General features: G+C 50.5%; 19 protein-coding genes. 8 read left to right on the top strand and 11 right to left on the bottom strand.

Going from position 1 to position 20,355, the window contains the following annotated elements:
• Positions 1-135 precede the first annotated feature (135 nt).
• The gene (locus tag HCX92_RS07675; protein ID WP_169294361.1) at positions 136-2,088 is read right to left on the bottom strand and encodes a SurA N-terminal domain-containing protein; all 1,953 of its coding nucleotides are present in this window, start codon (positions 2,086-2,088) and stop codon (positions 136-138) included.
• 201 nt (positions 2,089-2,289) lie between these two features.
• Here HCX92_RS07675 and ugpQ point away from each other — a divergent pair, with 201 nt between their 5' ends.
• Entirely contained in the window at positions 2,290-3,045 is a 756-nt protein-coding gene (ugpQ, locus tag HCX92_RS07670) for a glycerophosphodiester phosphodiesterase (protein WP_169294360.1), read from the top strand.
• 28 nt (positions 3,046-3,073) lie between these two features.
• The gene (locus HCX92_RS07665; protein ID WP_169294359.1) at positions 3,074-3,931 is read left to right on the top strand and encodes a 23S rRNA (adenine(2030)-N(6))-methyltransferase RlmJ; all 858 of its coding nucleotides are present in this window, start codon (positions 3,074-3,076) and stop codon (positions 3,929-3,931) included.
• Here HCX92_RS07665 and greB read toward each other — a convergent pair.
• The 7 genes from greB to HCX92_RS07630 form a co-directional block, all read right to left on the bottom strand.
• Positions 3,912-4,472: a transcription elongation factor GreB gene (greB, locus tag HCX92_RS07660; RefSeq protein WP_169294358.1), complete on the bottom strand. Its 561-nt coding sequence runs from the start codon at positions 4,470-4,472 to the stop codon at positions 3,912-3,914. The genes HCX92_RS07665 and greB overlap by 20 nt on opposite strands.
• A gap of 3 nt (positions 4,473-4,475) precedes the next feature.
• The gene (locus tag HCX92_RS07655) at positions 4,476-5,324 is read right to left on the bottom strand and encodes a 3',5'-nucleoside bisphosphate phosphatase (protein WP_169294357.1); all 849 of its coding nucleotides are present in this window, start codon (positions 5,322-5,324) and stop codon (positions 4,476-4,478) included.
• A 26-nt stretch (positions 5,325-5,350) separates the two neighbouring features.
• A complete protein-coding gene (locus HCX92_RS07650; protein WP_169294356.1) occupies positions 5,351-6,280 on the bottom strand; it encodes an alpha/beta fold hydrolase in 930 nt (309 codons plus the stop codon).
• A gap of 51 nt (positions 6,281-6,331) precedes the next feature.
• Positions 6,332-8,803, bottom strand: coding sequence for a DNA internalization-related competence protein ComEC/Rec2 (locus tag HCX92_RS07645; protein WP_169294355.1), 2,472 nt, complete (start codon positions 8,801-8,803; stop codon positions 6,332-6,334).
• Positions 8,804-8,863: 60 nt separating this feature from the next.
• Complete coding sequence (locus tag HCX92_RS07640; RefSeq protein ID WP_169294354.1) at positions 8,864-9,664, bottom strand: TatD family hydrolase; 801 nt, start codon at positions 9,662-9,664, stop codon at positions 8,864-8,866.
• A gap of 90 nt (positions 9,665-9,754) precedes the next feature.
• Positions 9,755-10,459, bottom strand: a complete 705-nt coding sequence (lolD, locus tag HCX92_RS07635) for a lipoprotein-releasing ABC transporter ATP-binding protein LolD (protein ID WP_169294353.1) — start codon at positions 10,457-10,459, stop codon at positions 9,755-9,757.
• Positions 10,452-11,684 (bottom strand): lipoprotein-releasing ABC transporter permease subunit, encoded by a 1,233-nt coding sequence (locus tag HCX92_RS07630; protein ID WP_211182335.1) that lies wholly within the window; start codon positions 11,682-11,684, stop codon positions 10,452-10,454. The genes lolD and HCX92_RS07630 overlap by 8 nt, the downstream gene beginning before the upstream one ends.
• 80 nt (positions 11,685-11,764) lie before the next feature.
• Between HCX92_RS07630 and HCX92_RS07625 the strand changes: the two genes are divergently transcribed.
• The 6 genes from HCX92_RS07625 to lysS all read left to right on the top strand — a co-directional run bounded on the left by HCX92_RS07625 (position 11,765) and on the right by lysS (position 18,042).
• Positions 11,765-12,694, top strand: a complete 930-nt coding sequence (locus HCX92_RS07625) for a hypothetical protein (protein ID WP_169294351.1) — start codon at positions 11,765-11,767, stop codon at positions 12,692-12,694.
• Entirely contained in the window at positions 12,682-14,388 is a 1,707-nt protein-coding gene (recJ, locus tag HCX92_RS07620; protein ID WP_371808405.1) for a single-stranded-DNA-specific exonuclease RecJ, read from the top strand. The genes HCX92_RS07625 and recJ overlap by 13 nt, the downstream gene beginning before the upstream one ends.
• 4 nt (positions 14,389-14,392) lie before the next feature.
• On the top strand, positions 14,393-14,551 hold the full coding sequence (locus tag HCX92_RS07615; RefSeq protein ID WP_169294349.1) for a hypothetical protein: 159 nt from the start codon (positions 14,393-14,395) through the stop codon (positions 14,549-14,551).
• 97 nt (positions 14,552-14,648) lie between these two features.
• Positions 14,649-15,753, top strand: a protein-coding gene (gene prfB, locus HCX92_RS07610; RefSeq protein WP_169294348.1) for a peptide chain release factor 2 whose coding sequence is annotated in 2 segments (ribosomal slippage) — positions 14,649-14,729 and positions 14,731-15,753 — 1,104 coding nt in all. Because the reading frame shifts where the segments join, the coding sequence is not laid out codon by codon here.
• Positions 15,754-16,509, top strand: coding sequence for an SDR family NAD(P)-dependent oxidoreductase (locus HCX92_RS07605; protein WP_169294347.1), 756 nt, complete (start codon positions 15,754-15,756; stop codon positions 16,507-16,509).
• 9 nt (positions 16,510-16,518) lie between these two features.
• Complete coding sequence (gene lysS / locus HCX92_RS07600) at positions 16,519-18,042, top strand: lysine--tRNA ligase (RefSeq protein ID WP_169294346.1); 1,524 nt, start codon at positions 16,519-16,521, stop codon at positions 18,040-18,042.
• Positions 18,043-18,157: 115 nt separating this feature from the next.
• On the opposite strand, the gene HCX92_RS07595 is transcribed toward lysS, so the two are convergent.
• The 3 genes from HCX92_RS07595 to HCX92_RS07585 all read right to left on the bottom strand — a co-directional run bounded on the left by HCX92_RS07595 (position 18,158) and on the right by HCX92_RS07585 (position 20,344).
• Positions 18,158-18,625 (bottom strand): YaiI/YqxD family protein, encoded by a 468-nt coding sequence (locus HCX92_RS07595; protein WP_169294693.1) that lies wholly within the window; start codon positions 18,623-18,625, stop codon positions 18,158-18,160.
• Positions 18,626-18,704: 79 nt separating this feature from the next.
• Positions 18,705-19,463 (bottom strand): ABC transporter ATP-binding protein, encoded by a 759-nt coding sequence (locus HCX92_RS07590; protein ID WP_169294345.1) that lies wholly within the window; start codon positions 19,461-19,463, stop codon positions 18,705-18,707.
• Positions 19,460-20,344: an iron chelate uptake ABC transporter family permease subunit gene (locus HCX92_RS07585; protein WP_211182317.1), complete on the bottom strand. Its 885-nt coding sequence runs from the start codon at positions 20,342-20,344 to the stop codon at positions 19,460-19,462. Before HCX92_RS07585 ends, HCX92_RS07590 begins: the two co-directional genes overlap by 4 nt.
• Positions 20,345-20,355: the final 11 nt, after the last annotated feature.

Raw genomic sequence — 20,355 nt, 5'->3', positions numbered from 1 at the left:
TTGCAACACCCCTCACCAATACTTGATGACCCACAATAGAAAAACCCCATAAAACCGGAATACATCCAGCTTTATGGGGTTTATTCATGACAGCCCGGATTAAAGGCCTATGCTTTAAAAAAGCGCCTGACCGGTTTATTCACCCAAAATCACCTTCTCGGCTTCAGGGAAGATCTGTACCTCATGGTCTGCACGCAGAATACTGGTCACACCTTGGGCAATCTCGGCTGCCACACCTGTTTCCAGACCGGGTTGCAAGAATTGCGTAAAAAGCGTTTTCATTTCAGAGTTGCCTTCGGACACCTTTTCAATTTGTGCAATGACAAAACCATTAGGCGTAGTGGTACCCACAAAGGAAGGCAATTTATCGGTAGGTGCATTCATGATGGTATTGAGCATTGTCTCGGGCAATTGATTGCCCATCAAACGACTGATTGTTGTCTCGGCACCAAAGCCAACCGATGAAGGTTCACCGTTTTCCTGAAGCATTTTAAGCGCTTGCTCACCGGCCAGTTTGGCCTGCTCAAAGGCTTTTTCATCCCTTACCATTTTTTCCACCTCGGCCCTAACGGCATCCAGTGGGGGGATCGCGGCAGGCACTTCCTGCACTGCACGAACCACCAGCAACTCAGAGGGTGAAATTTCTATCACGCCAGAATTGAGTTTTTGTTTCAACACCTCATCGGAGAACAGGACCTCACGCACCCTGGGGGCCTCGAAGTATTTGGCATCGGGACTGGCTGAAGCAGCATTCTCTCCCACTTGCTCTGCGGTCAGCAGCAGGTCACGGGCCACACCATTGACCGTTTTCAGTTCCAGCTGAAGATTATCGGCAACGCCTTGCAATGATGAACGATCATCATTGACCTGCTGGACCAGGCCGGTAGCCAGATCGGCAAATTTTTCCGATGCCAGCTGCAAGCGGATTTCTTCCAGCACCTGACTCTTGACAGCAGACAATGGCTGAACAGAGCCTGCATCGATACTGGCTACCTGAATAATATGATAAGAATTGCCCACTTTGACCGGATCGGTCACGCCTGGTGCTGTCAATGAGAAAATGGCCTCATCAAGAACGGGAATATCACCCCTGGCCAACAGACCCAGGCTGCCGTCCAGGTTTTTAGTACCTGCGTCATCTGAATACTGTTTTGCCAATGCTGAAAATTTTGCGGGCTCTGCCTTGGCCTGTGCCGCCACATCCTGGGCTTTTTTCAGGATTTCTTCCTGGGTCGCGGCATCAGCCCCTTCAGGCACCTTGATTTGAATATGATTAACGACCCGACGTTCCTGTTTAGTGTACTTGCCAATATTGGATTGATAGTAGGATTCAATATCAGCTTCTGAAACTTCGGGTACCGATTTTAATGCCGCATCCTGGTTAAGGATAATGTACTGGGCATCCACATAGCGGGGAACTTCGAGGGTTTTACTGTTTTTATCGTACCACTGTTTGATGTCCTCATCGGAAACCGTGACATCTGGCAGGTATGTGGAAATCTCAAATTCTTTCAGGCGAACGGCACGCTCCTGAACCATGGCCGATTGTAATAGCTCAAGCGTTTTTTCAGGCATCGACACCGATTGCGCAATAGGCTCAAGCACCTGTGCATAAGCCAGATTCTGACGGACATAAGCTTCATAATCGATGTCTCTGATGCCGTTTCTGACTAAAAATTCGGTGTATTTTTGAGGAGAGTACACACCGTTCTCATGGAACTGGGGATTGGAGCCAATGGCATTGCGAACCATATTGTCAGTGGCGTTGAAATGACCGTCGATCATTTCCTGCTGCAGCACCTGGGCATTGATAAGCTGATTCAGCCAGGCTCTCCGGTTGGCAGGCGTATCTACCTTGGCAACATCAAAATTTGCACCAGACTGCATTCTCATTTCGTCCAAACGATTGCGCCAGGATTGGTTAAACTGCTCTTGGGTAATATTGGCTTCTTTAATAGCTACCAGTTTTACATCGTTGGAAACGAAACTTTGGTAATCGGCCACGCCAAAAAAAACAAATGACGGAACCACCAAAATAATTAACGCGGCCAATACGATACGTTGGTGTGTACGGATAAATTCAAACATTAAGCTCTCAACTCAGACTGCGAAAATCAGAATATACATTATAAATGTCGCGGTTGGAAAAAGGGGTTTCCCATTTTAGTCTTTTTCACTTTTAAAATAGACAATTCAGCCCTATTTTATAAAAAGTCGCTTTCAAAGCGACTTATATCTTCCTACAATACAACAATAAACTTTATTCTTGAAATCCACCCTTTTATTCCAATGCCAGCAAAAAATACTTTCGAGTGGTGCTATCCGCGCCTGATTGCCCATCGTGGCGGTGGCTTCCTGGCCCCTGAAAACACCCTTGCGGCCATGCGCTGCGGCCATGAACACGGTTTTTCCATGGTTGAGTTCGATGTCAAGCTCAGCCAGGACAACGTACTTGTCTTAATGCATGATGATACGGTCAACCGCACCTCAAACGGAAGAGGACTGGCGGCCAGCAAAACGTTCAGGGAGTTGTCCGAACTGGATTTCGGTGGATGGCATTCGTCTTTTTATACCGGAGAGCCCATCCCCACGTTTCGTTCTGTTGCCCGTTTCACCCAGGAAAACAATATTTTCTGCAACATAGAAATCAAGCCCTGCCCGAACCGTGAAACCGAAACCGGAACCCTGGCAGCCCAAGCGGCACAACAATGGTGGCATCATTCCGATCTGCCCCCACTAATTTCGTCTTTCTCCCTGGAAGCACTGGCTGCCGCAAAACAGGCCGCCCCCGAATTGCCACGCGCCTTTTTAACCGAAGACCTGCCTGATAATTTCACCGAGATTCTGGAAGAACTGGACTGCGTCGCCATTAACCTGAAGCAAAGCCTGCTGAACCAGGAAAAAATAGAACGCATTCATCAGGCCGGCTACCGGGTTTGCGCCTGGACCGTGAATGACTATCAACGTGCCAAACAACTATTGCATTGGGGTTGCGATGCCCTGTTTACCGATGAACTGCTTCGCATAAACCCCAATTTGGCTTAACCGCCCGTACTCACCACAAGGATATATTTTGTTCAGTTACCGCCACGCCTTTCATGCAGGCAATCATGCTGATGTTTTAAAGCACTCCGTTTTGTTGCATATTTTGCACTATCTTAACAAAAAGGAAACGCCTTACTGGATCATTGACACCCACGCCGGTGCCGGCATTTACGATCTTGAAGATGCCTGGGCAGAGAAAACCGCGGAATTCAAAGAAGGTATCGCCCGTCTGTGGGACAACACCGACTTGCCTGAGGATCTGCAGCTCTATATTGACCATATCCGCAACCTGAACGATGACCAGGATCTGGTGTATTACCCCGGATCCCCCTGGATTTCCCTGGAATTGATGCGACCCAAAGATCGCCTGCATTTGTTTGAGTTACACCCGACTGAAATTGAAGTACTGAGCGACAACATTGAGCAGCAAGGCCGGGAAATTACACGGCAAGTGACGATTTTCGAAAAGGACGGTTTTTCGGGTCTGAAATCACAACTGCCGCCCGTACCCAGACGAGGCCTGATCCTGATTGATCCTTCCTATGAGGACAAAGCCGATTACCGACATACATTAATGGCTGTTAAAGATGGCCTTAAACGCTTTGCCACCGGCTGTTATGCAATTTGGTACCCGCTGGTCAACCGCAAGGAAGTGCATGACATGATCAGGCAGCTTGAAAAACTGCCCGGCATCCAATGGCTTAACGCCTCGCTAACCGTCAAAAAACCGGCTGCGGATGGTTACGGCCTGCACGGCAGTGGCATGTTTATTATCAACCCGCCATATACCCTGCATGCCGCCCTGGAAAAAAGCCTGCCCTATCTGGCCAAACATCTTGCCCAGGACAGCTCGGCAACCTTCAGCCTTACTCGTCAGGGTAATTAACCTCAAGAATTTCCAGCTCATCCATGCCTGAAGGCGTACGCAAGCTGACCGTATCGCCTTCCCTGGCCTTGATCAGGGCCCTTGCAACAGGGGAAATCCAACTGATTTTCCCCTGCAATGGCTCTGCCTCATCCACCCCAACAATAGTGACCGTGTGCACTTCGCCGGCCTTGTCGATATAGACAACCGTGGCGCCTAAAAACACCTGGTCTTTATTGGGCTGGATGGAAGGGTCCACGACTTCGGCAATTTCCAGCCTTTTGGTCAGAAAGCGGATGCGACGGTCTATCTCGCGCAGTCTTTTTTTACCATACAGGTAATCTCCGTTTTCAGAACGGTCACCATTGGCCGCCGCCCATGAAACGATTTGTACCACATCGGGCCTTTCGGTATTGACCAGATGTGCCAACTCTTCACGCAAAGCGGCATAACCATATTTGGTGATATAGTTTTTGGTGCCGGCCGGCAAGGCAACGGCCTGGCCATCAACACCATCGTCATCATCGTCCTGATCGGATTCTTTAACAAAAGCCTTGTTCATGATTTAAATTAATTCCTCCCAGACAGGGGTAAGACCACTTGGCAAAGGCGGAAGTTTACCAAGATCCATACTGCTTTCCGACGGACTGTGAAAATCAGAGCCACAAGAAGCCAGAAAACCGTACTGGCGGGCAATATGTGCGTACTGGTGATACTGGTCAACAGTATGGGAACCGGTCACCACTTCAATTCCCCTACCCCCCATTAACTTGAAAGTCTTGTATAAAGTGACAAACTCACTGCGGGAGTATTTATACCGTCCAGGGTGGGCAATCACGGCAATCCCGCCAGCCTGGGTGATCCAGTTGATGGCCTCTTCAAGACTTGCCCAGTCACCCGCTATGTAAGCAGGTTTGCCATCGGCCAGGTATTTGTCGAAAACCTCTTGCATGTGCTTGCAATGGCCGGTCTCCACAATATAACGGGCAAAGTGCGTCCGGCTCAGCAAATTGGGGTTATCGGCATATTTCAAGGCCCCCTCGTAGGCATTCATAATGCCAAATTCCGCCAGCTTGTCTGACATTACCCGTGCCCGCTGCTCACGGTCATTACGGATACGCTCCAGACCGGCATTCATGGCTGCGTTTTCAGGGTCGATACCCAGGCCAACAATATGCAGGGTGTGTTCTGCCCAAGTCACGGATATTTCAATACCCGGAATATAAGTCATACCCAGTTCACGGGCGACCCGCGCAGCCTCTTGTTGCCCTCCCACCTCATCGTGGTCGGTAAGGCTCCAGACTTGCACGCCATTGCCGGCCGCACGTGTGGCCACCTCGGTGGGGCTTAACACACCATCCGAAACGGTTGAGTGACAATGCAGGTCTACGTTCAATCTGACCAAGCTATCCATGGTACTTTCCTACTGGCAAAAATGTTTCAAGAGAGCAAAAACTCGCGCACTGTCTGGATTTGTTCGTTGGGCATCAGGGTTGGCGCATGACCCACCTCGGGTATTTCGACCATTTGGCTGTTTTTATTCTGTTCCAGCATTTGGGCAACCGATTCACGACTTAACAAATCGGAGTTTTCACCCCGCAATATCAAAATGGGGCAATCAATGGATGTATAAGAGCGCCACAGATAGGCTTCTGCCGCGGCAAGCGCTTCTTCACTTTCCTGCTCTTTAAATGTTTGGGCGATACGTACATCGTAATGACTTTTCCAGACATTGTCCTTAAATTTAATCACACTTTTGGTAAATTCAAGCCATTGCCTGTCATTAAGTGGCCCAAAAGAGGCCGCGTTGACCTTCATATATGCCACCGCACTTTCAAGGCTGTCAAATTCCAGGGCATTGCCCACATAGGCGCCAATACGACGAATAGCCTCAAGCTCTATTTTAGGGCCCACATCATTCAAAACCAGACGATTCAGGGCAAGCCCGGTTTTAGCTGGCATATTTTCATCACGAGGCACCTGGTTGACAATAGACAAGTCTGCCTTGCGCACCAGCCCGGCAAACACCATGCCAATCAGCCCACCCATTGAGGTCCCGATCCAATCCAGGGTTTTCGGATTAACGCGCGCCAACAAGGTGAATATATCGGACACGTACTGCGGCACGGCATAAAGGGATGGGTTAAACAAAAAGTCAGAGGCCCCCCTGCCCACAATATCAGGACAAATCACACGATACTCACCCGACATGGCACGTGCCATATCATCAAAATCACGTCCGGTACGGGTCAGGCCATGCACGCACATCAACACCCGGTCATTATCCGGGTCACCCCATTCCCAGTAAGCCATGCGATGTACGCCTGCCGTACTGACGCAATTGACATAATTCAAACGTGGTGATTGCATGACCTTCCTCCAGGATATACATATAATGATTATCACTAGTATATGCCGAGGCTAGCGGGCATGCCAATAGCGTTTTTTCTCGCGACGCGAGGCAAGCAGGTCGAGCCCCTGCATTGAGGAGCGCACGGTTACGGCGCCATCCCTGTCGGTACGCCAGAAAAGACTGCCTGCGTCTTCCCAGCGCTGCTGCACCAGCCTGTGCGGGTGACCATAACGATTCAGGTAACCGCTCTGGACAATGGCATGACCGGCTTTCAGGGCCTGAATAAACGGCAATGAAGAAGACGTGCTGGCCCCATGATGCGGTACCACCACGACATTGACCTTTTCCAGTCCCTGTTGAACCAGGCCGATTTCCTGCTCGACATGAATATCACCCGTTAACAAGGCATTATGCTGACGGCCCTGCACCAGCAACACACAACTTTGCGCATTGCCACTTTCATTGGACAAGGGCAATTGCCCATTATTCAAAAAAGTAAAACTGACCCCATCCAGGCTAAAAGACTGTCCCTGCCCGCAAGGCAGATAGGCCAGATCCCGGTTTGATAAAGCATAATCGTGTTCAAGCCGTTTTTCTTCCTCTGCCAGGAACCGATCAAGCCCAAAGGACGCATATGCCATGCCGGTATGCATACCGGCAATCACTTCAGCAAAACCACCCGCATGATCCACATCGGAATGGGATACCACCACAACATCAAGCTGCTTGATACCCACTGATCTTAAATAGGGCAGAATTGTCCGGCTACCCGCTTCATTGGCATGACTGGTTCTAGGTCCGGCATCAAACAACACCGCATGCTTTTGCGTTAACACGACTACTGCTGTTCCCTGCCCCACATCCAAGGCAATCAAATTCCAGTAACCCGGTAAAGGTCGGTCTGTTTTCCCCAGAAAAACCGGTACCATAAAGCACCAGGCCAGGTTCTTATAAGGCAGCCCCCGGGCCTGGCACACGATGAAAACACCCGCCAGGGCAAGCAGCAAGCCCCATAAAGCGGGCGTTGCGATATAGACGCTGGCCCACGGTAACTGGGCAAACCACTGGGTTAGATCAAGGATACCCTGTAAAATATCATGCGTAAAATGACCCAGCCACCGAGTGGCAGACGTGTGCAGGTTTAACAGGGCCAGCAAGGCAAACAATAGTGAAAATGGCGTAATCACCCAGCCAATCAAGGGAATGGCATAGGCATTGACCAACGGTGAGACCAATGAAAGCTGGCTGAAAAGCAATATTAAAAACGGTGCCAGCGCCAGCGTGATCATTAATTGAAATCTGGCTGCCAACGCAAAGGCAGACAGCATTTTCTGGCTCCTGCTTTGCACATAGCCCCTGCCCTGCTGCGCCTGATGGCGTCCCAACCAGATTAAAACGGCCACAGCAGAAAAAGACAACCAAAACCCGCTGGACAACATGGCCCACGGATCCAGCAACAAAACACCCAGACAAGTAAGCAAAAGAATAAAGAAAATGGACAGGCGCCAACGAAACAGGATCAGGCCATAGCCAATAGCCAGCATCAGCAACGTTCTTTGCGCAGGCACTCCCCAGCCTGCCAGCAAACAATAGGCCCATGCCACCAGCAAACCAAAAAAAGCGGCCAGGACATGAACAGAGCGATGGTCTGACAGCAACTTCCCTTTAAACTTGATTCTTTGACAACCCCACAAAACCAGAAAATGGCCTAACACGGCCAGCATCGTAATATGAGACCCGCTAATGGACACCAGATGTGTTACCCCTGACAGGTTGAACAGTTTCCAGTCATCCTGGGCAATCCCGTTCTGGTCCCCCATAACCAGCGCCACCATCACGGGACCATAACGTTTATCTTTCAGATAAGGCAGCATGGCCGAGCGCACCTGGTCACGCAATCGCTCAACAGCGATGGCAAAGCTGCCGAACGGTTCATCAGCCAACAATTTTGGTTGACCTTTTACAGCTCCCATGGCCCGGATGTTATTGGCAAAAGCATGGGTTTCATAATCAAACCCGTTGGGATTCATGGCACCATGAACACGTTTAAGTTTCAAGGACATTTCCCATACCTGGCCCGGCCTGATGAGCGGCAATTTATCATTGATATCCCTGGGTTTGCCATAAATGCCTGGCCATTGCCCAACCTGCCAGCGCACCTGTATATGTACCGGAATTCCCTTGATGGAAAAACTGTCCAGCACCTTGGCCTTGAACTGCACATAGTCGGGCCCATACAGGGCGATTTCACTAACACGCAAAACGACCCGGTTTGTTTTGTTTTCATGAATGGAAGCCAGGCTGTCCGCCAATCGCAACTGGGCCCTATAAGTGGAATAAGCCATGCCCAGCAAAACACATAGTAATCCCATCAAAATGGTTTTAAGTACAGACAATTTTATGGGCAATAAACATAGCCACCCGGCCACCATCAAACCTGCCCATACACCAATAATGGTGAGTGAGGGCAACGCTGGCAATAATTGAACACAGGCAATCCCCAGGCATGCACCTGCCAGGCAAATCCAGTAAACCCGCATGACCTTCTTTCTGCTGCTAAAAAGCAGATTCTAGTCAAGTGATCTGGCTAAAAATCCTGTTCAGGACAATATCATCCGTGGCAAAACCCGTTTGGCCGTATGGGTCGTGCTTTCGCAAATGGTTTCAAAACTTTCCTGACGCAAGTCTGCCAGCTCCCGGGCAATACGGCCAATTTGTCCGGGCGTGTTGCGCCGGTTGGGCTCATGCAGCCAGGCCGGAGGAATATCCGGTGAATCGGTTTCCAGCACCAGACTGGACAGATCGAGTTCACTGGCCAGGCGACGTATTTGCAAAGAACGGGTATAGGTCATGGCCCCCCCTACCCCCAAGGCAAAGCCCAAGTCAGTAAATGCCTGCGCCTGCTGGAAACTGCCATTAAAAGCATGGGCAATACCGCCAGACAAGGAACACCGGCGCAAGTATTTCAGCAAGGTATCCTGTGATTTGCGCACATGCAAAATCACCGGCAAATTGAATTGTTTGGCCAGACTTAACTGGGCCGAGTAAAAATATTCCTGCCGCTCCCGCTGCACGCCACTGGCAATGTCGGTCACAAAAAAATCCAGTCCGACTTCACCCACCCCGACAAAACGCGGATCCTCCATGGAACGGGCGATTTCCTGCTCCAGCAAGTCCAGATCTTCATCTTGCGCCTTATGCACATACATGGGATGGATACCCAAGGCATAAAAGCCCCCGTCAATGCGGTGCGCCAGGTTTCTGACCGTAGCAAAATTGCTTTGCTCCACGGCCGGAATCACCATAATCCTGACCCCTTGCGCCCGGGCATCGGCAATCACTTCTTCGCGATCATGATCAAATTCGGCCGCATCCAAGTGGCAATGTGTATCAATCAGCATGGCTACACCTGTTTATATCCGGGTTGAACAATGAATCCCTGTCTGCGCACTTTGCATTAAACGTTGGACAAATATCAGGCCAATGAATGTTTAAACGGGAATATCGTTTTTTTGATTCAGTCGGCCTTTTTCCATGACCAACTGGCGGTCTGCCAGCTCGGCCAGCTTGGGATCGTGGGTCACAATTACAAAAGCCGTATTGAATTCCTTATTGACCGATTTTAACAGGGCAAACATATTCTGGGCCGTTTCCCTGTCAAGGTTGCCGGTGGGCTCATCGGCCAGCACACAGACCGGATTGGCCACCAGCGCACGGGCCAGGGCCACACGTTGACGCTCGCCCCCGGAAAGCTGGCTGGGTTTATGCGTGACCCGCTCAGCCAACCCTACTTTAGCCAACACCTGTTCAGCCATTTTACGTGCCACGCCGCGATCCATCCTTCTGACAATCAAAGGCATGGCCACGTTATCCAGCGCACTGAATTCGGGCAACAAATGATGAAACTGATACACAAACCCCAGACTCTGGTTGCGGATCTGGCTGCGTTGCTTCTCGGACAAGCCGGCTGTACGGGTTCCGTTCACCAGCACCTCGCCAGACGTGGGCTCATCAAGCAGGCCCAGGGTATGCAGCAAGGTGCTTTTACCAGAGCCCGAAGCACCAATAATGGCCACCATTTCACCCTGCGCGACATCCAGATCGATGCCTTTGAGGATATCCAGCCGGCTATTGCCGTCTTCGTAATATTTAACAATCGACTTTGCCTGCAAAGCATATTTTTTCTCATCAGTCATGGCGCAATACCTCGGCAGGTTGCAAACGGGAGGCTCTCCAGCTTGGATATAGAGTAGCCAGTATGGACAGCACCAGGGATGTCAGGCCCACCGCGGTAATATCGCTGACTTCAGGATGAGACGGCAATTGGCTGACAAAATAAATGCTGGGGTCCAGGAAATGAATACCGAACAGGTTTTCAATAAACGGGATGATGACATCAATATTGTAGGCCACCACACAACCCAGGAAAACGCCCATAAAAGTGCCCACCACCCCAATCAAAGAACCCTGTACCAAAAATATCCGGGCCACTTCTGCCGGACTGGCACCCAGTGTTCTTAAAATCGCGATGTCCGATTGCTTGTCCTTGACCGCCATCACCAGTGAGGACAGCAGATTGAAGGCAGCCACGGCAATAATCAGGGCCAGAATCAGGAACATCATTCTTTTTTCCGTCTTGACCGCGGCAAACCAGGTCCGGTTATCTTGCGTCCAGTCACGCGCAACAATACCCTGGGGCAAGCTGAACATTAATTGATTGGCCACTTCCGGGGCATCAAGCATATCATTGACTTTAAGCCTGACACCGGCCAGGCCCATATTACGGAACAGTACGGCACCATCGCGGGCGGCAATAAAAGCCAGGCTGGAGTCATATTCATAATGACCGGAAGAAAATATGCCGGAAATCGTGAATTGCCGCATGCGCGGTGTAAAACCGGCCGGGTTGATGGAGCCCTGCGGAGACATCACCAGCAGGGTATCTCCCACATTAACACCCATCTGATTGGCCAGTGTCTGGCCAATCACCATATTGAACGTACCAGGCTGCAAGGAATCCAGGGAACCACGAATGATTTGATCGGGCAACTCGGACACCTTGCCTTCATTGGCCGGGTCAAGACCGCGAATTTCCACCCCTTTGAGCACATTGCCACGTGCCAGCATGCCTGAGGAGGCGACAAAAGCGGACGCGCCAACGACTTCAGGGTTTTTTTCAGCCTCGCTGGCCAGGTTTTGCCAGTCTTCCAGGGCACTTACCGCATCAATTTGCGGGTTGAACAGTTGAATGTGTGGCAAAACCGACAACATGCGATCGCGTACATCCACCTGAAATCCGTTCATCACGGACATGACAATAATGAGAGCGGCAACCCCCAGCGCAATACCCGCCATCGAGCTGCCCGCAATAAAAGACACAAAGCGGTCGCGCTTTTTTCCGCGCCCTTTTGCTCTTGTCAATCCCGCATAACGGGAACCAATCCATAGTTCGTAAGGTATTTTCACAAGCGTAAATGATTCACAAAGATTACAATTCCAACATGGATATTGTTATTTCAGGGATACTTCCCCACTCATCGATTGCTTCTGAACTGGCCAGGCAGGCGGCCAAAGCCGCGCCGAGCCTGTTTCAAAAACTGGAAAACAGCAAGGGTACCGTGCATTTGCTCGACCCCAACGAAACCGGCTGTACGCCTTTTGAATACTGGCAACTGGAACAGCGCCAATTCACGCCTGTTGGGCAACAAAATCATGCTGCAGGACTTGGACCGCTTTATTCCACCCACTCACCCAACCGGGATCAACCCGTTTGGTTGCTGGAGCTGGCGCACATCGCGTTAGGCGCGTCCAATGCCTCTTTACTTACTGCCGATGATCTGGTCATATCGGAATCGGAAAGCTTAGCATTATTTGAAAGTGCACAGGTTGTTTTTTCCGAGAGCCCTTTCAAATTACTGCAACATGATACACACCGCTGGCTCATCGAGGTACCACCCGATATGGTTTTACCCTCCTTAAGCCCCAATGTCATTGCCAGCGGAACTCTTAATAACTGGTGGCCGCAAGATGCACAAAGCCGTCTATTGCGCAAACTATTAAATGCGCTCCAGGTGGAATGGCATGAACATCCCGTAAACCAGGCCCGGCAACAAAAAGGCATGCCTCTCATTAATGGCGCCTGGGTCTTTGGCGGTGCCACGCCTTCACAACTGCAGGCGGCCCCTGTCTCAGAGCCGCCGCGCATCCTTCGGCAACTTGAAATCGCTCACCGCAAGCAGGATTGGGGCCAATGGCTGGCCATCCTGGGCAAACTTGAGCAAGATGTTTTCCGCTTCCCTGTCAATAAAAGCGACAGGCTGGTGCTAACCGGCTATGATCGACTGGTTGTCATCACACCGGGCCGCCTGCCTGGCTGGCTGAGTAAACTATTAAATCGCAATCAACAATGGAAGGACTGGTGGTGTCAGTAAAAATAAGTGACCGGACGCAAAACCCCGGCTATCAGCAACAATTGGAAAACGCGGGCATTCATGCCCTGCTGGCACGACTCTGGGCATCACGCGGTGTCAATGATCCGGCCCAAACACAGGCGCAATGGCAAAACATGCTGGCCCCTTCCCTGCTTTCCGAAGTGAACCGGGCGGCCAACCTGCTGGCCGATGCCATCGAGCAAAGAAAAAAACTCCTGATTATTGCCGACTATGATTGTGACGGTGCCACGGCCTGCGCAACCGGTGTACGTGCCCTGCGCCAGATGGGGGCCGATATTGATTTTCTGGTCCCCAACCGCTTTGAAACCGGCTATGGTTTATCTCCTGCCGTGGTTAAACTGGCTTGCCAGCACCCCAATGGCAAACCCGATATCCTGATTACGGTTGATAATGGCATTGCCAGTGTTGAAGGTGTGCAGGCGGCACGAGACGAAGGCATGGCGGTGATCGTGACCGACCACCACCTGCCTGGTGACACCCTGCCCGATGCCCTGTGCATCGTCAATCCCAACAAGCCCGGCTGCACCTTCCCGTCCAAGAACCTGGCTGGTGTGGGAGTGATTTTCTATGTCATGCTGGCCCTGCGAGCTCAAATGCGTCAACGCGGACACTTCCCCCCCAACGGTGGGCCCAGGCTTGACAACCTTGCCGACCTGTTGGCGCTGGGCACCGTTGCGGATGTTGTTCGCCTGGACAGCAATAACCGCCTGCTGGTTACCCAAGGACTCAACAAAATCCGCAGGGGCCACTTGCAGCCCGGCATCAAGGCCCTGTTCATGGTGGCGGGGGGCAATTTCAAAGAAGCCAGTGCCACCGACCTGGGTTTTAAAATCGGCCCGCGCATCAATGCTGCCGGTCGTCTGGCAGACATGAGCCTGGGCATCCGCTGCTTAATCACCGATGATGAAACCGAAGCCCTGCATTTAGCCCGCCAACTGGATGAAATCAATCATCAGCGCCGCTCTATTGAACACGAAATGAGCGAACAGGCCCTGGCTACGCTGGCATCTCCTGAAAACACCCAGTCGGCCAGCATCTGCGTCTTTAATGACAGCTGGCACCAGGGCGTCGTGGGCATTGTGGCCTCCCGCCTGAAAGAAAAATTCTGGAAGCCCACCCTGGCCTTTGCCCCTGCCGACAATGATGAGTTACGCGGATCGGGTCGCTCCATACCCGAACTGCACCTGCGTGATGCGCTTGATTTGGTATCCAAACGTCACCCTGGCATGATCCTGAAATTTGGTGGCCATGCCATGGCGGCCGGACTTTCCCTGAAAAGCATGCAGTTTGACGCGTTTGCCAGCGCCTTTAACGAAGCGGTGCAGGAAATGACGGGCACCAGCAGCTTTGAGCCCCTGCTTGAAACCGATGGCTCACTGGATCCTGTTTTTGCCAACGCCGAAACTGCTTTACTGCTGCAAAACCAGGTTTGGGGAGCCGGTTTTCCCGCCCCGCTTTTCAGGGATGTGTACCGCATCCGCAACCAAAAACTGCTCAAAGACAAACACCTTAAATTAAAAGTTGAACGTAACCAAGTGCTGTATGATGCCATCTGGTTCAATCAGCAGGAATCACTGCCCGAATACGCTGAACTGGTGTATGAACTGGTACCCAATCACTGGAATGGCGTGGTCTCGGCACAACTGCTTGTCAAACACGCCCGGGATGCCTGAGCTAATGAAAAAACTTTCCTGCCTGACCGGCTTGCTCGCCTTTGTCTTTTCCCTGGCTGCCTGCACAAACATGAACTCCCCCAGTGCCCCCATTGATAACGTCATCAATACCGTTGGTGATGCCTTCGGCAATATATCCGGCAAAAAACCGGGCAGACCATAAAATCTTTTCAATAAGCAAAGCCCTTTTCAGGGCTTTTTTACTGCTATGCGTTAAAATGTAGGGTTAGCAAAAATAAAATTTGATCTTAGGAAATATAATGGAAGCCGAGCGCCAGAATCAAATCTTAGCAAACCTTGAAGATTACGCTGAACGCGAATCCGACCTTCGGAGGTATCTTTGACTACGAGGCAAAATCAGAACGCCTGCAAGTAGTCAATCTGGAACTTGAAAATCCGGATATCTGGAACGATCCCGAACACGCCCAGGAGTTGGGCAAAGAAAAGAAAAGCCTTGAAAAAATCGTACTGGTGTTAAGCGAGTTACGGCAAAACATCAAAGATTCAATCGATCTTTACGAACTGGCCGAGATGGACGACGATGAGGCAACTTTACTGGCTATCGAAGAAGACGCCAAAAAATACGCTGAAATCCTGCAAGGCCTTGAGTTCCACCGTATGTTCTCCAATCCGGCCGACCCCCTGAACTGCTTTATGGACATCCAGGCAGGCGCCGGTGGCACCGAAGCCCAGGATTGGGCATCCATGCTGCTGCGCCAATACCTGCGCTATTGTGAAAACAAAGACTTCAAAACCGAGATCCTTGAAATTTCCGATGGTGATGTTGCCGGCATCAAATCCGCCACCATCAAAATCGAAGGTGATTACGCTTTTGGCTTTTTACGTACCGAAAGTGGTGTTCACCGCCTGGTCCGTAAAAGTCCGTTCGACTCCTCCAATGGCCGTCACACGTCTTTTGCCAGTGTCTATGTATACCCTGAAATCGACGATTCCATCGAAATTGAGATTAACCCGGCAGATTTGCGCATAGATACTTACCGTGCCAGCGGTGCCGGTGGTCAGCACATTAACAAAACCGACTCGGCCGTCCGGATTACCCACGCCCCCACCGGTATTGTTGTCCAGTGTCAGAATGACCGCTCACAGCACCGTAACCGTGCCGAAGCCATGTCCATGCTGCGCTCCAAACTGTATGAACTGGAAATGCGTAACCGCATGGCCGAACAGCAAAAACTCGAAGACGCCAAAACCGAAGTAGGCTGGGGCCATCAAATCCGCTCTTACGTGCTGGACCAAAGCCGTATCAAAGACTTGCGTACCAATGTCGAGGTTTCCAATACCCAAAAAGTACTGGATGGCGACCTGGACATGTTCATTGAAGCAAGTCTGAAACAGGGTATTTAAATGAGCCAAACCGTTGCCATCGTTACCGGTTCTTCCAGGGGGCTGGGGGCCGCACTGGCTGGCCAGCTTGCCACGCAGGTCAACCAGCTGATTACCGTGGCCCGAACCGATAACCGGCAATTGCACAAGCTTGCCCGGCAACATGGTTGCGAGCATATCCACCATGAAGCCGATCTTGCCGATCCGGCACAAATCGAGCAGGCTTCCCGGGCCATTTTTTCGCAGTTCGATCTCTCGGCCAGCCAATATATCCTGATTAATAACGCAGGCACACTGGGGCCCGTTGGCCAATATAACAGTCTTGGCCACAACAAGGCCGCTGACATAACCAGCGCCTTCAATTTAAACATCAATAGTGTTATTGTGCTAACGTCGGCTTTTTTAACGGCCACCCGCTCTACCGGGGCCGACATCCGGGTCATTAACATTTCCTCGGGTGCCGGTCGCTCTCCCTATCCTGGCTGGGGTGTTTATTGTGCCACCAAGGCCGCCCTTGACATGTACACCCGTGTGGCAAAACAGGAAGCCCCCCATGCCAAACTGGTGTCATTGGCGCCTGGTGTCATCGATACCGCCATGCAAAAACAAATTCGCGAACTGGATCCTAACGATTTTCCCAATCGGTCCCGTTTTACCCAGCTCCATGACAAAGGCGAACTGTCAAATCCCGAACAGCTCGCTCATAAAATCCTGAATTATTTACATCGTGATGATTTCGGCCAAACCGAAATTGATGATATTCGTCACTATTCATAAACCACAACCATGACAGAACAACATAACCCTATCGCTCCCGAACAAGATGAAAACCGCCTGATTGCCGAACGTCGTGCCAAGCTGGATAAAATCCGTGAAGAAGGGATTGCCTTTCCGAATGATTTTGTACCCGAACACAAGGCATTGAAACTGCACGAACAGTACGATGCACTTGACAAAGAAACCCTGGATCCGCAAAAAATACCCGCCAAGGTCGCCGGCCGCATGATGCTCAAGCGAGTCATGGGCAAGGCCAGTTTTGCCACCATTCAGGACGGCAGCGGCCGCATTCAGATTTATCTGGATAAAAATTCGGTAGGCGAAGACACTTACAACCAGTTCAAGCAATGGGATATTGGTGACATTATTGCCGTAGAAGGCCGTGTATTCAAAACCAACAAGGGTGAGCTGTCGATTCACGCAGAAAGCATTCGTCTGCTTGCCAAGTCCCTGCGTCCTTTACCCGATAAATTCCACGGCATTGCCGATCAGGAACTGCGTTACCGCCAGCGTTATGTTGACCTGATCATGACTGAAGAAACGCGCAACACGTTCAAAACGCGCAGCAAGGCGATCAATGCCATTCGTTCATACATGCTTGATGCCGACTTCCTTGAAGTTGAAACCCCCATGCTGCACCCCATTCCAGGTGGTGCTGCCGCCAAGCCATTTGTGACCCATCACAATGCCCTGGACATGGAAATGTACTTGCGTATTGCCCCCGAGCTGTATCTGAAACGCCTGGTTGTGGGCGGCTTTGAACGCGTATTTGAAATTAACCGAAACTTCCGCAATGAAGGGGTTAGCCCACGCCACAACCCTGAATTTACCATGATGGAGTTCTATGCCGCTTACACCGATTACCAGTGGCTGATGAACTTTACCGAAAAACTGCTGCGTGATGTTGCCATTCAAGCCACCGGCAGTGCCGTGCTTACCCACCAGGGCCGTGAGCTTGACCTAAGCAAACCCTTTGACCGTCTAACAATTGTTCAGGCCATTACCAAATACGCGCCCGAGTACACCGAAGAACAATTGGGCAATGAAGAGTTTTTACGCAACGAACTGAAGAAATTCGGCGTTGATGCCTATGATGCAGTCATGTCCCGCGCAGGCATTGGTGCCCTGCAACTGGCCCTGTTTGAAGAAACCGCCGAAGCCAAATTGTGGAACCCGACTTTCATCATCGACTATCCCGTCGAGGTCTCACCGCTGGCACGCGAGTCCGATACCGTTCCTGGCATTACCGAACGCTTCGAACTGTTTATTACCGGCCGTGAAATTGCCAATGGTTTTTCTGAATTGAATGACCCTGAAGACCAGGCAGCCCGCTTCCTGGCCCAGGTAGAAGCCAAAGATGCCGGTGATGAAGAAGCCATGTTCTATGATGCCGACTACATCCGGGCGCTGGAATACGGCATGCCTCCGGCAGGCGGTTGTGGTATTGGCATAGACCGCCTGGTCATGCTGCTGACAGACAGCCCCAGTATTCGTGACGTCTTGCTCTTCCCGCATTTGCGTAAAGAAGGCTGATGGCTATTTTAAATACCGCTTAAGCGGTGTTGATAGGAAAATGCCTGCATTAATTAAACAATGCAGGCATTTTTTATACACAAAATATTTATTGAAGCATTAAAAAAAACCAGCTTCATGGTTTGGCATTTTTCTGTGCCACATAACGGGCCAGCAGTTTATCCAGCTGATTGGCAAATGCTTTCTGGTCTGCGTGGTTAAAGGCTTTAGGCCCACCGGTTTCAATGCCACTGCTACGCAATTCTTCCATCATGTCGCGAATCGCCAACCTTTCCCGAATATTTTCTGGTGAATACAGCTCACCGCGCGGATTCAAGGCGGTTGCTTTTTTATCAATGACTTCGGCGGCCAACGGGATATCGGCCGTGATCACCAAGTCACCTGCCTGTGCCTGAGCAACAATATAGGCATCTGCCACATCAAATCCTTTGGGCACCTGTCGGGCCTGAATAAAAACAGAAGGCGGTACCATTAACATCTGATTCGCCACCAGGGTTGTATGGATTTCCCAGCGCTTGGCTGCCCGAAACAGAATTTGTTTGATAACAACAGGACAGGCATCAGCATCCACCCAGATTTTCATCATTTATTATATTTTTCCACTATTATTGAATTTAAAAATCGATTCACGCGGTTTTCCACACCAAAAGGTTGCAGCACCCTTATACGTAATGCATAACCAGCTTATGATTCTGAACTGGTACAATTTTGGCATCCACACCAAACAAACGCTGCAGGTTTTGAGGTGTTATAACATCATTTGGCTTTCCGTGCAGCACCAATTCGCCCTGCTTCATGCCCATGATGCTATCGGCATAGGCCGAAGCATAATTGATGTCGTGCAATACAATAATAATCGTCCGCTTGTACTCATCGGCAATCTGACGCAACAAACCCATTAAATGACGGGCATGGAACATATCCAGATTATTCAAGGGCTCATCCAGTAGCAGGTAATCGGTCGACTGGCAAAACACCATCGCCACTAAAGCACGTTGCCGTTGTCCTCCCGATAAATCCGCCACAAACCGTGATGCCAGCTCTGCAAGATTGAACTGCGTCAGGGTTTGTTCCACAATTTCATGATCCTCTTGGCCCGGGTTGCCTTTATGATAGGGAAATCGTCCAAACATTAACAGTTCCCGCACGGTAATGCGGCTGGTGATACTATTGTCCTGCCGCATAATAGCCAATTTTTTGGCAATCTCACCATTAGGTGTTTTGGACAAGTCTATCCCATCAAAACTGATACGGCCCGCTTTCAGGGGAGTCAAGCGCGCCATCAACGATAGCAAGGTGGATTTGCCTGCCCCGTTAGGACCAACCAAAGCGGTAATGCCCCCTTTTTCAATCGTTGCACATATGTTTTTCAGAATAGGTAAACGGCCCACCTGATAACTGACCTGATCCAATACAATCATAATGCCTTTCTCTTCAAGAGGAATACCAGAAATACAATCCCGCCCAGAAACTCAACCACCACGCTTAGCACGGCTTTCATGCCCAACACATGCTCAAACAGCATTTGTCCTGACACCAAACACAAAGCACCCACCAGGAAAGCAGCCGGTATTAATATTGCATGACGGTGCGTTTTCATTAACACATAGGTAATACCCGATACCAGCAAACCGAAAAAACTCACCGGGCCCACCAGGGCAGTGGACACCGACACCAAAATGGCAATCAGGAATAAAACAAGCATATTGCAGCGACGGTATGGAATACCCAGATTAATGGCATGTTCACGGCCCAATGCCATAACATCCAGAATGTATCGCAAGCGCCAGATCACAAAACTGACTCCCACAATAAGCACCAAACTGATTTGCAGCAATGAGGTGTTCACCACATTGAATTGGGCAAAGCTGGCATTTTGCACCACGGCAAAATCATCGGGATCAATAATCCGCTGGATAAAACTGGCCAGGCTGCGAAACAGCACCCCTAAAATGACTCCAACAAGAATCATGCGATATAAGTCTCCCGTATTGCTAAAAAGCAATGAAGAAAATATCAACAGGGAGGCGATCAGCATAATGCCGATTTCAATCGAGAACTTAAACGAAGGGTCGAGCATGGCGTAGCCAAGCCCGCCGAGCAACAGCACCAGCGCACTTTGAATTAATAAATACAGGGAGTCAAATCCCATTATATAAGGCGTTAATATACGATTGGCCGTGAGTGTCTGGAACAATACCGTGGAAATGGAAATGGCATAAGCAACCAGCAACAAGGCAAGCAGTTTGCCGCCACGAAAAGGCAGCACAAAATCCCAGTTGCCCGAACTGTTAACCGTCATGAACAAGACCA

Origin of the sequence: Advenella sp. EE-W14 (genome assembly GCF_012923605.1) — a bacterium.
In the GTDB taxonomy this organism is placed as follows: Bacteria; Pseudomonadota; Gammaproteobacteria; order Burkholderiales; family Burkholderiaceae_B; genus Advenella; species Advenella alkanexedens.
This window is presented reverse-complemented; position numbering and strand designations above follow the sequence as displayed.

Excerpts from the sequence above, each read along its gene's own strand:
- ugpQ (WP_169294360.1), top strand. The coding sequence starts at position 2,290 with ATGCCAGCAAAAAATACTTTCGAGTGGTGCTATCCGCGCCTGATTGCC.
- greB (WP_169294358.1), bottom strand. The coding sequence starts at position 4,472 with ATGAACAAGGCTTTTGTTAAAGAATCCGATCAGGACGATGATGACGAT.
- lysS (WP_169294346.1), top strand. The coding sequence starts at position 16,519 with ATGACAGAACAACATAACCCTATCGCTCCCGAACAAGATGAAAACCGC.
- HCX92_RS07655 (WP_169294357.1), bottom strand. The coding sequence starts at position 5,324 with ATGGATAGCTTGGTCAGATTGAACGTAGACCTGCATTGTCACTCAACC.
- HCX92_RS07585 (WP_211182317.1), bottom strand. The coding sequence starts at position 20,344 with ATGACGGTTAACAGTTCGGGCAACTGGGATTTTGTGCTGCCTTTTCGT.
- HCX92_RS07605 (WP_169294347.1), top strand. The coding sequence starts at position 15,754 with ATGAGCCAAACCGTTGCCATCGTTACCGGTTCTTCCAGGGGGCTGGGG.
- HCX92_RS07645 (WP_169294355.1), bottom strand. The coding sequence starts at position 8,803 with ATGCGGGTTTACTGGATTTGCCTGGCAGGTGCATGCCTGGGGATTGCC.
- HCX92_RS07615 (WP_169294349.1), top strand. The coding sequence starts at position 14,393 with ATGAAAAAACTTTCCTGCCTGACCGGCTTGCTCGCCTTTGTCTTTTCC.
- HCX92_RS07650 (WP_169294356.1), bottom strand. The coding sequence starts at position 6,280 with ATGCAATCACCACGTTTGAATTATGTCAATTGCGTCAGTACGGCAGGC.
- HCX92_RS07675 (WP_169294361.1), bottom strand. The coding sequence starts at position 2,088 with ATGTTTGAATTTATCCGTACACACCAACGTATCGTATTGGCCGCGTTA.
- HCX92_RS07595 (WP_169294693.1), bottom strand. The coding sequence starts at position 18,625 with ATGAAAATCTGGGTGGATGCTGATGCCTGTCCTGTTGTTATCAAACAA.
- HCX92_RS07640 (WP_169294354.1), bottom strand. The coding sequence starts at position 9,664 with ATGCTGATTGATACACATTGCCACTTGGATGCGGCCGAATTTGATCAT.
- lolD (WP_169294353.1), bottom strand. The coding sequence starts at position 10,459 with ATGACTGATGAGAAAAAATATGCTTTGCAGGCAAAGTCGATTGTTAAA.
- HCX92_RS07625 (WP_169294351.1), top strand. The coding sequence starts at position 11,765 with ATGGATATTGTTATTTCAGGGATACTTCCCCACTCATCGATTGCTTCT.
- HCX92_RS07590 (WP_169294345.1), bottom strand. The coding sequence starts at position 19,463 with ATGATTGTATTGGATCAGGTCAGTTATCAGGTGGGCCGTTTACCTATT.